Here is a 12,451-nt window from a genome sequence, read left to right on the forward strand (position 1 = left end):
TACAGAGTGAGGCAAAGAGATCGCAGCCTTCGGCAGCTTCTACATGGGAATGCAATCCTCTGTAGGCGCTGCTGGAGGCTGCGATCTTTTGTTATTGACTCAAGCCATCAGATGAAGATGGTTGTCCCAGAGCCCCGCCGGCAATTCCAGCGGCTTGGCCAGCAGCTGTTTCTGACGGCAATCGTAGTAGCGGCAGCGCCCCTGACCCGACGTCACGACAAATCCATCCTGCACCGCGCCGACGCCGGCGCAATCAGGCAATGGCGCATCGAGGCGTACTTGGCCGCTGTCCAGGTCCCAGATAAAGAAGCGGTTGCCGCGCGGCGCCGTCAGTGCGACCAGACGCAAATCGCTGTGCACCGCGACGCTGGCGGTGTAGTGCCCCATCGCCTGCAACTGGTGATCCGCTACCGGGAACGGCATGAACGGTTGCCCCGGCCGTTTGATCGCCAGCAGCTCCGAACGTTCTTGAGAAGGCCCCATGAATTGCTGGCCGGCGACGATGGTGCCGTCGCTGGCAATGCCCAGGTGGCGCACGCTGTTCATCTGCTGGGCGAGGGTTTCCTTGCTCAACAGCGTGCCGTCGCGCTGCATCAGGACAAGACTCGGCTCCATGGCGTTGAGGTTCATGTCGACGCGGCTTTCCGCCTCGGTGCGGATCCCGCCGTTGGCCACCACCAGCGTCTCGCCGTCGGGCATCCACGACACCTGATGCGGGCCGAGGCCGTGGGTGGAAATTTCGCGGCTGTGTACCAGCCGTTCACCTTCGAACCTGTACACGCCAAGCAGGCCACGGCCCGGATCCGTCGTGTCGTTCTCGGTGGCGTACAGGTATTCGCCGTCCTTGTGCACCACGGCGTGGCCGTAGAAGTGCCGGTTCGGCTGCGACGTCACGGTCTGCAGCAACGTGCCGTCGCGCAGATCGATCAGGTAGCTCTCGGTACCCGGACGCCGCGCGACGAACAGCGCCAGCGGCTGCGTCGGGTGGTTGATGATGTCGTGGCAACGTTGACCGACCTGTGTGGCGAACACGCGCGTGCCATCGAGCCGATAGCCGACCGCGTAGTGCTGGCCGTCGGTATCGTCGCGCGCCGACAGCAGCAGCGGGCTCTGATCCTTGCGTTTGAACAGCGTCCAGCCGCCCAGCGTCACTGCTCCCAGCAGTGCACTACCTAAAGTCAGAACCTGACGTCGCAGCATGGCACTCGCCCTCATCAGTCACCGTCGTTGGCATTGAAGCCCAGTTGGATGCCCAGCGCCTTGGCCAGTTCGCCTTCGTGCAGGCGATGGACGACGTTGAGGCTGTCATAGATGTCGTTGAGTTGCTGGCGACCGGCGTCGTCCTCGAGCATCTCACCGAGCGAACGCTGGGTGCTGTCGAACAGCTTCAGCGAAGCGGCGTACGCAGCATCGATCTTGTCCGCCAGGGGTTTTTGCTCGGCCGGCAGCAGACCGCGCAGGCCCTTGTTGTCGACGCCTTCCCAGACGGTTTTGGCAGCGGCAAGGCTCGCTTCCAGCGCCGTCAACGAGGACTGGCTGCGCCACGCATCCGCCTGGAATGGCTGCGGTACGCCCTTGCTCTGGCGACCCATTGGCGTGCCGAGTTTTTTCTTCAGCGTGTCGAGTGCGGTGACCTGCACGCGCAGCAGATCGGCGATCGCTTCGCGGGAGTCGGCGTAGCGCTGGTTAGGGAACTTGCTCATTTGCGCGAGCATGCCGTCAGTGTTGTTCCAGCTCTGCAGGATCTCTTCGGCCAGTTGCTTCTGGCGTTCGCCGATGGCGATCAACAATGGGCAATACTTGGCTTTTTGCGCATCGTTGGCGACGTCAGGCCGGGCGTCGAACAGGATGTACTCGTAAGCCGACAGGCCTTGCACGACAACACTGGACTTGGCCAGTGCGGCAGCATCGATCTGTGGCTGCGCGACAACCAGTTGCTCGACTTGACGGCCAACCAGGTTTTTCTTGTCCGGCCAGAACTGCACCTGCCACGAACGGTTGCCTTCGGCCAGCGGGCCGATCAGCAACGGTTGCAGTTCGGCCCAGGCTTTCTGCGCGTGAAGGAAATCGGCGCGGGCGGTTTCCAGGGTTTCCTTGCCCTGGCAGTAGGCGAGGGCGCTGACCGCCAGTTGCCGGTCGGCTTCGACCCAGCGGGTGTAGGTTGGCAGGATCACCGATTTGGCGATGGCCGCCGACGTGACCGCTTGCGGATCCTGCGGCGAGCAGGCGCCGAGGGCGAGCGCAGCAAGGCTGGTGAACAATAACTTGGGACGGAACATGTCGGGCTCCCGATGCTTTTTCAGTATTTAAAGTGAGTTCAAAAACGCCAGCAACGCAGCGCGCTGCTCGGCATTGAAAGACAAAACCTGTTGCTGCGCAGCCTTGGCTTCGCCGCCATGCCACAGCACCGCTTCGAGCAGATTGCGTGCGCGACCGTCATGCAAAAACTGCGTGTGACCGCTGACCGCTTGCGTCAGGCCGATGCCCCATAACGGCGGCGTGCGCCAGTCGCGGCCGGAGGCCTGGAACTCGGTGCGGTTGTCGGCCAAGCCTTCGCCCATGTCATGCAGCAGCAGATCGCTGTACGGGCGAATCACTTGATTGGCCAGTTCAGGTTCGGCGGCATTGGCGGCGGTGGTGTATTTGGGCGTGTGGCACGACTGGCATCCGGCCTCAAAAAACAGATTCTTGCCGGCCAGCACCTGTGGGTCGTTGATGCCACGACGTGCAGGAACAGCGAGGTTACGGCTGTAGAACAGCACCAGGCGCAGGATGTTATCGCTGACTTCCGGTTCGCCGTTCGGGCCATTGCCGTTCGGCGCCTGCTTGCAGGCGGTTTGGGGGTCGGTGCAGTCATCGATGGGGCGCAGGCTGGTGGTCAGGCCCATGTCACCCGAAAACGCGTGAACGTTTTGTTGGTTGAGGTTCGGTTGCCCGGCTTTCCAGCCAAATCGGCCGATGACGGTTTGCTGTAATTCATCATCCCAAACGCGGTTAGGCCGACCATTGATGCCGTTTTTTGCCTTGGCTTGTGCGGTGGCGTTGGCAAGGATCGCGTCTTCAGGGATGGCTTCGAGCAGACCCAGGCCAATCATTGGCGGCGCTACACGGGCGGAAAAGCGCGTGTCCGGGTGCATCGGGCCGTAACCGAGTTGAGTAATCTGCAGCGTTGGTTTACGCAACTCGACTTGCGTGCCGTCCTTGAAACGCACCGGGACCGGCGTGTACTCGACGCGCACCTTGCCTTCCGGGGCGACGCCGGGCACGGCCATGTCCTGGAACTGACCGCCATAGACTGGCTCAGGCACCACGCCGAGCTGCTCGATGACCTTGGCAAATGGCGGCGCGTCGGGAATCGACAATCGCACCAGCATGGACACCGCGTTAGCCGCATCGGGCGCCGGCGGATGCCCGCGGCCGTCCTTGATGTGGCAGTTCTGGCAGGCGTTGGTGTTGAACAGCGGGCCGAGTCCGTCACGGGCGGTGGTGGTCGATGGGGCGATCACCCACGGGCTGCGAAAAAAGCTGTTGCCGACACTGAAATCCACGCGCCGTGATGGCGGCAGGTTGGCCGAGGGCAGGGAGAAGGCGTTCTGATCGCTCTTGCGCACGGTCGCCGCACCCCCCGAGCGCGCTTCACCGGGCTCAGCCTCGGTAAAACGCGGGGCGTCATCGCAGGCACTCAGGCCCAGGGCCAGCAACAGTGCGGACAAGCGAAGCGGCAACGACAGCATCAGACATCCTGCAAACGGGCGAAAACAAAGGCGCAAAGTCTAACAGGGCGAGGGGGTTTGAATAAGAGGAATTATCGTTTGCTTGATACAGCGCAAGCCTTGAAGCGCATGCCAACACTGTGGGAGCGAGCCTGCTCGCGAAAGAGACGCCCGACGCGCTGAAAATGCCGCGCCGGATAAAGCCTTCGCGAGCAGGCTCGCTCCCACAGGGATAGTGGTGTGCCAGGTATGAAAAAGGCGACCCGAAGGTCGCCTTTTTTTGATGCAGACGCGGTTGATCAGAATTCGTGATCAGCGCTGTCCGGGTTAAGGTCGCTGATGCCCAGTTTGCCGGCAGCGGCTTCGATCGAACCGGTCTGCTTGACCAGCGCGGCGATGGCGTCGCGCACGACCTGATTGCCAGCGGTGTTGCCCGCGGCGATCAGTTGGTCGTAGTGCTCACCCTTGTTGGCGTGATCGACCATGACCTGGATCTTGGCTTCGGTTGCGGCCAGATCGGCTTTCAGGGCGGCGTCGGCAGCCGGGTCGGCCTTGGCCACCAGCGACGACAGGCTGGCGCCGGTCAGCTTGGTGCCGTCAACGCGGGTGTACTCGCCCAGGTAGACGTTACGAATGCCTTTGGCGTCGTAGAAGTGCGAGTAGTGCGTGTTGTCGCTGAAGCAATCCTGCTCGTCTTCAGGCGAGTTGGCTTCCAGGGAAACCTTCATGCGCTCGCCGGCCAGCTCGCCCAGAGACAGACTGCCCATGCCGAAGAGCATTTTGCGCAGACCGGTTTCGCCCGGCTCGGCTTGCAGCGTGGCGCGGTAGTTGTCGGCCACGTTCGGCTTCCAGTTGGCGACCATTTCTTCCAGGTCGCTGACCAGCAGTTGGGTCACGGCTTTGAGGTAGGCACGACGACGCTCGTTGTGGCCACCGGTGGCGCCTGCGCCTTCCAGGTAGTCCGATGCCGGGCGGTTGCCGGCACCAGGGCCGGTACCGTTCAGATCCTGGCCCCAGAGCAGGAATTCGATGGCGTGGTAGCCGGTGGCGACGTTGGCTTCGGAACCGCCCAGCTCATTGAGGCTGGCGAGTTTTTCCGGGGTGATGTCCTTGACGTCAACCTTGTCTTCGCCGACCTGAACTTCGGTGTTGGCGATGATGTTGGCGGTAGCGCCCGGGTTACCCAGTGCGTGCTCGTAGGATTTGTCGACGTAATCGATCAGACCCTCGTCCAGTGGCCAGGCGTTAACCTGACCTTCCCAGTCGTCAATGATGGTGTTACCGAAGCGGAACACTTCGCTCTGCAGATACGGAACGCGCGCAGCGACCCAGGCAGCCTTGGCGGCTTTGAGGGTGTCGGCGTTCGGTTTGGCGAGGAAGGCGTCGATCGCGGTTTGCAGGGTTTTCGCGGTGGATTCGGCATCGCTGTAAACGGCGAAGACCATGTCGGCGTAATGCGCGACCACAGCCTTGGCGGCAGCATCGTCGACTTTACCGGCAGCCGGAGCAGGCGCAGCGGCCGGGGCTGGAGCAGCGCTGCTGGAGGCCGGCGTCATCTCGGAGGCTTTTTCTTTGTCTTTGCCTTCGCCGCAACCGGCGAGGGAAATAGCGATGGCCAGCAGACTGGCGGTAGCCAGAGGCATACGAATCATGGCGAACATCCTGCTTCGGTAGTTGATTGGACAGCGCGGGAGGCGCGCAAAACTGCGACATAATGCAAATCTTTCGCATTATGTGTAAAGGGAGTGCTTGGAAATATTTCTTATTTACGCGTCGATAGCAAAAGATCGCAGCCTTCGGACGATCTTTTGATCTTCTAGAGAATCGCAGCGTCGCTGCGCTGCGCCTGCTTCAGGTAAATGCCCAGTTCCCGCGCCGGCAGCGGTTTGCTGTAGTAGTAGCCCTGACCTTCGTGGCAACCCTCGGAAATGATGTACGTCTCCTGCTCGGCGGTTTCTACGCCTTCGGCAATCACCTGCATGCCCAAGCTCTTGCCCAGTTGAATGATCGCGCGAACGATGGTCGCGTCATCGTCGTCATCGAGCAGATCCTGCACGAAGCTCTTGTCAATCTTGATCTTGTCCAGCGGCAGGCTTTTCAGATAACTGAGCGATGAGTAACCGGTGCCGAAGTCATCGATGGCGATCAGCGCACCGGAACGGCGCAGGCTGAGCAAATGCTGGGCGGCGGTGCTGATGTCTTCCATCAGGCCGGTTTCGGTGACTTCCAGTTCCAGGCTGCGCGGCGGCAGGCGATACATCTGCATCAGGTTGTTGACCACCCGTGGCAGCTCGGCGTGGTGCAGTTGCACGGTCGAGAGGTTGACGGCCATGCGCAGGTCGGCGAAGCCCTGATCGTGCCAGTCGCGCAATTGTTTGCAGGCTTGATCGAGCACCCATTCGCCGATGGCGATGATGGTGCCGTTCTGTTCGGCCAACGGGATGAACAGGTCCGGCGGTACCAGTCCGTGCTCCGGATGCTGCCAGCGAATCAGCGCCTCCACACCGACGACGCTGTGATCGCGATAGCTGATTTGCGGTTGATAGACGAGGTAGAACTGGTCGCGGATCAGCGCGTCACGCAGGTCTTTCTCGAGCTCGCGGCGGCGGCGCATCTCACTGTCGACGCTGGCGATGTAGAACTGGTAGCGGTTGCGCGAACGGGTCTTGGCCAGGGTCATGGTCTGTTCAGCCTTTTGCAGCAGCTTCTCGGTGCTGTCGCCGTCCTCCGGGAACAGAGTGATGCCGATGGTCGCGCGCAGGCGGATTTCCTGATGGTCGAGGGCGAACGGTGCCTCCAGATCATCCAGAATGCTCTGCGCCAGTTCCGCCGCTTCGTAAGGCTGTTCGATGTCGGCCTGCACCAACGCAAACTGGTCACCGCCGAGACGGGCGAGGGCGCCGAGACGACCGCTGTGCGCACGCAGTCGATCAGCCAGGGCCAGCAGCAATTGATCGCCGGTCTGGTAGCTGAATTGTTCGTTGATGCCCTTGAAGTCATCCAGCCCGACGCACAATACGGCGACGCGGCGCTGTAGCTTGCCTGCGTCGATCACGATCTTGTCCAGTTGCTGCTGCAACTGCTGGCGGTTAGGCAGGCCGGTAAGGAAATCATACTGGGCCATACGCAGCAGGCTGTTTTCCGCTTCATGGCGCAGGTGGGTGTTGCGCTCGATGGATTCGAGCAACTGGTTGGCGGTGTTGATCCACAACCCGAGTTCGTTTTTTTCGTGCCCCTTGAGCTGCGGAATCTTGTGCTCGCTGGGGCGATCGGGGTTGATTTCGGTCAGGTGCTCGATGATTCGCGACAGCGGTTTGGTCAGTAGCCAGTGATAGACCAGATAAAGCACCAGCCCCAGCGCCAGTGCACGCAGCACGCCGGAAATGAAGATGATCACTGAGCTGACGATAAAGCCTTCGCCATAGGTGGCAGTGTCGAGGGTGATGCTCAAGTCGCCGTAATATTCGCTGTAGGGACCACGCCCGACCAACTGAGTAGTGAAGGTGCGTTCCTGGCCGAGAATCAGATCGGTCAGCCAACGGCTGCTGGAATGCTGAAGCTCGCGGGATTTCTGCGCGAGCATGGTTTCGTTGGGATGGCCGATCGAGGCCTGGCGTACCGCGTCGTCCTGGAACAGGCCTTCGATGACCTGCATGCCCATTTCCCGGTCCAGGCTGTAAACGGCCTGGGTCGAAGGGTCGCGGAACATGTCGAGGATGCGCTCGGCATCGCCCGCCACAGCCTGACGGGTTTTGTAGGCATCGAACACAATCTGCGCGCAGCTCAAGACCACGCCAACGATCAATGCCGACAGGAGCACGACCCGGAGCAACTTCACCGACAAGCTGTTCTTGAGTTCCAGCTTCAAAGGGTTATTCCTTGTTCCGTGCGCATAGCGTCAAGTTGCCATGAGTATTGGCAATCCCGGGTTGGCAGTCAAAGGGACAATCAGGCAGCGATGGATTCACCTGACTCTTGGCCGGAATGCTGCCAATTGGAGTATTAGCTCTGATCAACTGTGTCGGTTGTGGTTGCCCTCAACTTGAGCGCTGTGACGGAGAATTTTTCCTGCCTCTGATGGTAGCTGGCTGTGAGCTTGCGGCAAACGGCAGCGAAGCTGCTTTTGCCGTGAGAAAAACGCCATTCGCCGGGTATAAAAAAACCCGGCAAAAAGCCGGGTTTTTCGTCTGGCGCGCAGCTTAAGCGGTGAAGGTTTTGCCTTCGAACTGCTCGGCCACGAACTTCCAGTTGACCAGGTTCCAGAACGCTTCGACATACTTTGGACGAACGTTGCGGTAGTCGATGTAGTAAGCGTGTTCCCAGACGTCGCAGGTCAGCAGCGGGGTGTCGCCGCTGGTCAGCGGGTTGCCGGCGCCGATGGTGCTGGCCAGGGCCAGGGAACCGTCAGCCTTTTTCACCAGCCAGCCCCAGCCGGAACCGAAGGTGCCGATCGAGGTTTTGCTGAACTCTTCCTTGAACTTGTCGAACGAACCGAACGCCGCGTTGATGGCATCAGCCAGGGCGCCGGTTGGTTGACCGCCGGCGTTTGGCGCCAGGCAGTTCCAGTAGAAGGTGTGGTTCCAGACCTGAGCGGCGTTGTTGAAGATGCCGCCCGAGGAAGTCTTGACGATTTCTTCCAGGGTCTTGCCTTCAAACTCGGTGCCTGGCACCAGGTTGTTCAGGTTCACGACATAGGTGTTGTGGTGCTTGTCGTGGTGGTACTCCAGGGTTTCCTTGGAGATGTGCGGCTGCAGGGCATCGTGTGCGTAAGGCAGCGGCGGCAATTCGAAAGCCATGATGATTCTCCTAATCAGGTCTGTTGCGGTGAGCGCAAGGCCGATCACGGGCGGCCGGAAATGCACCGGCGAGTTTTTACTCTTTGCGGCGCAGGGTTCGGATCATAGCACCGGGGTCGCGCCTTAACCACGCAACAACTGTGTGGGATAGAGGTTCCAGAGCCTTCAGGAATAAATCATCCGGCGAAGATCAGTTGTCCGGCGACGGCAAACATCATCACCGCCACCAGCAAATCAAGAATCCGCCAGGTAGTCGGACGTGCCAGCCACGGCGCCAGCCAGGCCGCGCCCAGTGCCAGGGTGAAAAACCACAGCAGCGATGCACTTGCCGCGCCGACCACATAAGCGCCCGGCACCGATTGCTGCGCACCGAGGGAGCCGATCAACAACACCGTATCGAGGTAGACGTGCGGGTTCAGAAGCGTCACCGCCAGCGCGCTGAGCATGACGGCGCGCAGCGAACGTACGGTCTGGTTTTCGCCTTGCTGCAAGCTCTGTTTCGAGCAGGCCCGGCGCAGCGCCTGGCTGCCATACCAAATCAGGAACGTCGCGCCGCCCCAGCGGGCAATGGCCAGCAGCGTCGGGTTTTGCGCCAGAATCGTCGCCAGCCCGAATACGCCGGCTGCGACCAGAAGCGCATCACACACCACGCACAGCGCCGCCACCGGCAGGTGATGTTCGCGGCGCAGGCTTTGCGCCAATACGAACGCGTTCTGCGTGCCGATCGCCATGATCAGGCCGAACGCCACCAGCAGGCCGTTTACATAGCTTTGCCACATGGGAAATTTCCTTGAGAGAGCGTGCTTGCTGGCAATTCTGGGGTGTGTCGCTGTATAAGGAAAACCAATACTGCTGATCGCCCATTAGGAAAACTGATGTTCGACTATAAACTGCTCTCTGCGCTGGCTGCCGTGGTCGAGCAGGCCGGCTTCGACCGCGCCGCGCAGGCGTTGGGCCTGTCGCAGTCGGCGATCTCCCAACGGATCAAATTGCTCGAGGCGCGGGTCGGCCAGCCGGTACTGGTGCGTGGCACGCCGCCGGCGCCGACCGAGATTGGCCGGCGGTTGCTCAACCATGTGCAGCAGGTGCGTTTGCTTGAGCGCGACTTGCAGTCTGTGGTTCCGGCGCTTGATGAAGAAGGCCTGCCGGATCGCCTGCGCATCGCGCTCAACGCCGACAGCCTGGCAACCTGGTGGGCCGGCGCCGTCGGTGATTTCTGTGCCGAACAACAGTTATTGCTCGACCTGATCGTCGAGGATCAGACCGTTGGCCTCAAGCGCATGCGTGCCGGTGAGGTTGCCGCTTGCCTGTGTGCCAGCGAGCGTCCGGTGGCCGGCGCGCGTAGCGTGTTGCTCGGGGCCATGCGTTATCGCGCGTTGGCCAGCCCGGCATTCATCGAGCGACATTTTCCTGATGGCGTGCGCGCTGAACTGTTGCCGCGCACGCCAGCACTGGTGTTTGGCCCGGATGATTTTCTTCAGCATCGCTACCTGGCCCTGTCAGGCGTCGACGGTGCTTTTGAGCATCATTTGTGCCCGTCCTCCGAAGGTTTCATTCGCCTGGCCGAGGCCGGTCTGGGTTGGGGGCTGGTGCCGGAACTGCAGGTGCGCGAGCAATTGCAACGCGGGGTGCTGCGTGAGCTGCTGCCAGATAAACCGATCGACGTTCCGCTGTACTGGCATCATTGGCGCAATGGCGGGCAGTTGCTCAATCTGCTGACCGAACAACTGCTGCGCTCCTCAAAGCAATGGCTAGTGGCCTGAGAGCAACTGCAAGCGTCAAGCTGCAAGCGGCAAGTAAAGCGCTCGCGCACTGTTTCAACTTTGCAGCTGACAGCTTGAAGCTTGCAGCTGCACTCGTGGAGTTTTTTGATGAAGATTTTGGTTACCGGCGCAAGCGGCTTTATTGGCGGGCGCTTTGCGCGTTTCGCTTTGGAGCAGGGCCTTGAGGTGCGGGTCAACGGTCGCCGGGCCGAGAGCGTCGAGCATCTGGTGCGCCGTGGGGCCGAGTTTGTGCCGGGTGATCTGACCGACGCCGATCTGGTGCACGCGTTGTGCCGGGATGTCGACGCAGTGGTGCATTGCGCTGGCGCCGTCGGGCTGTGGGGGCGTTATCAGGATTTTCATCAGGGCAATGTCCAGGTCACCGAAAACGTCGTTGAAGCCTGTCTGAAACAACGGGTGCGGCGTCTGGTGCACCTGTCGTCGCCGTCGATCTATTTCGATGGCCGCGACCATCTGGATCTGACCGAAGAGCAAGTGCCCAAGCGCTTCAAGCATCCTTACGCCGCGACCAAATATCTGGCCGAGCAGAAGGTGTTCGGTGCACAGGAATTCGGCCTGGAAACCATCGCCCTGCGCCCGCGCTTTGTGACCGGGGCGGGCGACATGAGCATCTTTCCGCGCCTGCTGAAGATGCAGCGCAAGGGCCGTCTGGCAATCATCGGCAACGGCTTGAACAAGGTCGATTTCACCAGCGTGCAGAACCTCAACGAAGCCATGCTCAGCAGCCTGTTGGCGGCAGGCTCCGCGCTGGGCAAGGCCTACAACATCAGCAACGGTACGCCGGTGCCGTTGTGGGACGTGGTCAATTACGTGATGCGCCGGATGGAAGTCGATCAGGTGCGCAAATATCGATCCTACGGTCTGGCCTACAGCGTGGCGGCGCTCAATGAGGGTGCGTGCATGCTCTGGCCCGGGCGCCCGGAGCCGACTCTGTCGCGTCTGGGCATGCAAGTGATGAACAAAAATTTCACCCTCGACATCAGTCGCGCCCGGCATTATCTGGACTACGACCCGAAAGTCAGCCTCTGGGCTGCACTCGATGAGTTCTGCGCCTGGTGGAAAGCTCAGGACATTCGTTGAAACGATTCGGCCGGGCGGTAATGAACCGCCTCGCGGGTCGGGGGTCAATGCCTGCGGCTGCGGCGGTTATACTTCGCAGCATTTAGCCATCACCGCGTTCCCAAAGGTTGCCTCAATGTCCATGCGAAATGATGCCCACGACGACGATTTTGATAACGTCCCAAGCCTGCGCGCCGATCCCTTCGACGACGATGACATCGCGCCCGGCGCCCGCACTTCCGTGCATTCGCGCCCGGCGCCGGTGGTCAAGGTCAAGGCCCCCAGTACCGGGCCGTTGTGGGCGCTGGTCGGCGCGTTGTTTTTCGCCTTCATCGGTCTGGCCTGGTGGAGCTTCCAGCAGATCTCGCTGATGGAGCAGCAACTGGTCGCCACCCAGGAAAGCTTCGCGCGGATCAGCGAAGAAGCGGCGGGGCGTCTGCAGGATATTTCCGGCAAGGTCGTCGCCAGCCAGAGCAATGTCAGCAGCGACAGCGAAGCCTTGAAGCTGCAGATCAGGCAACTCGAAAGCAAACTGCTCGACCAGGGCAAGCAGCAGCAAGGCGTGGCCGGTCAGGCCAGCGAACTGGACAAGCGTCTGGCGCAGATGACCGCGCAGACCACTGAACAGCAGAACGCCAACACGCAATTGCAGGCCCAGGTCAAAGCCCTGAGCGCCGAACTGGCGACGATCAAAAGCACACCGGACGATACCAGCAAGGTCGATGCGCAATTGAAAGCCTTCGACGCTCAGGTCAAGAGCCTCGGCGCCGATATCGCGGCGCTGAAGAAGCAGGGCAATCCGAGCGCGGCGATTGATCGTCTGGAACAGGACATCGTTGTGCTCAAGAGCCAGCAGGACAATCGTCCGGCAGCTGCGCAGGGCGGCGGCAATACCGCCGAGTTCGATGCGTTCCGCGCGCAGATGACCCGTAACCTCAACACCCTGCAGGCACAAATCCAGAATCTGCAGCAACAGATCAACTCCCGCCCGTAAGCGTTGATCGCTGTGGCGAGGCATTCCTCGCCACAGCGACGGCGCAATGTCCAGAAACGCTCTGAATATCCATACATGACCCCAAGCCGTCTACGCTCTTCAAAC

10 protein-coding genes are annotated in these 12,451 nt (G+C 61.0%); 3 read left to right on the forward strand and 7 right to left on the reverse strand.

Annotated features, from left to right (window positions below):
- Positions 1 to 99 precede the first annotated feature (99 nt).
- The 7 genes from HU727_RS07155 to HU727_RS07185 form a co-directional block, all read right to left on the reverse strand.
- Positions 100 to 1,200 (reverse strand): DUF1513 domain-containing protein, encoded by a 1,101-nt coding sequence (locus tag HU727_RS07155; RefSeq protein WP_186530146.1) that lies wholly within the window; start codon positions 1,198 to 1,200, stop codon positions 100 to 102.
- A gap of 14 nt (positions 1,201 to 1,214) precedes the next feature.
- The gene (locus HU727_RS07160) at positions 1,215 to 2,279 is read right to left on the reverse strand and encodes an imelysin family protein (protein WP_186530144.1); all 1,065 of its coding nucleotides are present in this window, start codon (positions 2,277 to 2,279) and stop codon (positions 1,215 to 1,217) included.
- 27 nt (positions 2,280 to 2,306) lie between these two features.
- Positions 2,307 to 3,734, reverse strand: a complete 1,428-nt coding sequence (locus HU727_RS07165) for a di-heme oxidoreductase family protein (protein WP_186530142.1) — start codon at positions 3,732 to 3,734, stop codon at positions 2,307 to 2,309.
- A gap of 278 nt (positions 3,735 to 4,012) precedes the next feature.
- Positions 4,013 to 5,365 carry an imelysin family protein gene (locus tag HU727_RS07170; protein WP_186530140.1) on the reverse strand — a complete coding sequence of 451 codons (1,353 nt, stop codon included), beginning with the start codon at positions 5,363 to 5,365 and terminating at the stop codon, positions 4,013 to 4,015.
- Positions 5,366 to 5,529: 164 nt separating this feature from the next.
- Positions 5,530 to 7,581 carry a putative bifunctional diguanylate cyclase/phosphodiesterase gene (locus HU727_RS07175; protein WP_186530138.1) on the reverse strand — a complete coding sequence of 684 codons (2,052 nt, stop codon included), beginning with the start codon at positions 7,579 to 7,581 and terminating at the stop codon, positions 5,530 to 5,532.
- A 331-nt stretch (positions 7,582 to 7,912) separates the two neighbouring features.
- Positions 7,913 to 8,509, reverse strand: a complete 597-nt coding sequence (locus tag HU727_RS07180; RefSeq protein WP_038366841.1) for a superoxide dismutase — start codon at positions 8,507 to 8,509, stop codon at positions 7,913 to 7,915.
- A 176-nt stretch (positions 8,510 to 8,685) separates the two neighbouring features.
- On the reverse strand, positions 8,686 to 9,288 hold the full coding sequence (locus HU727_RS07185) for a LysE/ArgO family amino acid transporter (protein WP_186530136.1): 603 nt from the start codon (positions 9,286 to 9,288) through the stop codon (positions 8,686 to 8,688).
- A 96-nt stretch (positions 9,289 to 9,384) separates the two neighbouring features.
- Here HU727_RS07185 and HU727_RS07190 point away from each other — a divergent pair, with 96 nt between their 5' ends.
- The 3 genes from HU727_RS07190 to HU727_RS07200 all read left to right on the forward strand — a co-directional run bounded on the left by HU727_RS07190 (position 9,385) and on the right by HU727_RS07200 (position 12,346).
- Entirely contained in the window at positions 9,385 to 10,272 is an 888-nt protein-coding gene (locus HU727_RS07190; protein WP_186530134.1) for a LysR family transcriptional regulator ArgP, read from the forward strand.
- A 108-nt stretch (positions 10,273 to 10,380) separates the two neighbouring features.
- Positions 10,381 to 11,373 carry an NAD-dependent epimerase/dehydratase family protein gene (locus HU727_RS07195; protein ID WP_186530132.1) on the forward strand — a complete coding sequence of 331 codons (993 nt, stop codon included), beginning with the start codon at positions 10,381 to 10,383 and terminating at the stop codon, positions 11,371 to 11,373.
- 115 nt (positions 11,374 to 11,488) lie between these two features.
- Positions 11,489 to 12,346 carry an ATPase gene (locus HU727_RS07200; protein WP_186530130.1) on the forward strand — a complete coding sequence of 286 codons (858 nt, stop codon included), beginning with the start codon at positions 11,489 to 11,491 and terminating at the stop codon, positions 12,344 to 12,346.
- The last annotated feature ends 105 nt before the right edge of the window (positions 12,347 to 12,451 follow it).

The sequence above is a fragment of the Pseudomonas khorasanensis genome (assembly GCF_014268505.2).
In the GTDB taxonomy this organism is placed as follows: domain Bacteria; phylum Pseudomonadota; class Gammaproteobacteria; order Pseudomonadales; family Pseudomonadaceae; genus Aquipseudomonas; species Aquipseudomonas khorasanensis.

Coding starts and splice junctions, on each gene's coding strand:
- HU727_RS07155 (WP_186530146.1), bottom strand. CDS start 1,200: ATGCTGCGACGTCAGGTTCTGACTTTAGGTAGTGCACTGCTGGGAGCA.
- HU727_RS07160 (WP_186530144.1), bottom strand. CDS start 2,279: ATGTTCCGTCCCAAGTTATTGTTCACCAGCCTTGCTGCGCTCGCCCTC.
- HU727_RS07165 (WP_186530142.1), bottom strand. CDS start 3,734: ATGCTGTCGTTGCCGCTTCGCTTGTCCGCACTGTTGCTGGCCCTGGGC.
- HU727_RS07170 (WP_186530140.1), bottom strand. CDS start 5,365: ATGATTCGTATGCCTCTGGCTACCGCCAGTCTGCTGGCCATCGCTATT.
- HU727_RS07180 (WP_038366841.1), bottom strand. CDS start 8,509: ATGGCTTTCGAATTGCCGCCGCTGCCTTACGCACACGATGCCCTGCAG.
- HU727_RS07185 (WP_186530136.1), bottom strand. CDS start 9,288: ATGTGGCAAAGCTATGTAAACGGCCTGCTGGTGGCGTTCGGCCTGATC.
- HU727_RS07190 (WP_186530134.1), top strand. CDS start 9,385: ATGTTCGACTATAAACTGCTCTCTGCGCTGGCTGCCGTGGTCGAGCAG.
- HU727_RS07195 (WP_186530132.1), top strand. CDS start 10,381: ATGAAGATTTTGGTTACCGGCGCAAGCGGCTTTATTGGCGGGCGCTTT.
- HU727_RS07200 (WP_186530130.1), top strand. CDS start 11,489: ATGTCCATGCGAAATGATGCCCACGACGACGATTTTGATAACGTCCCA.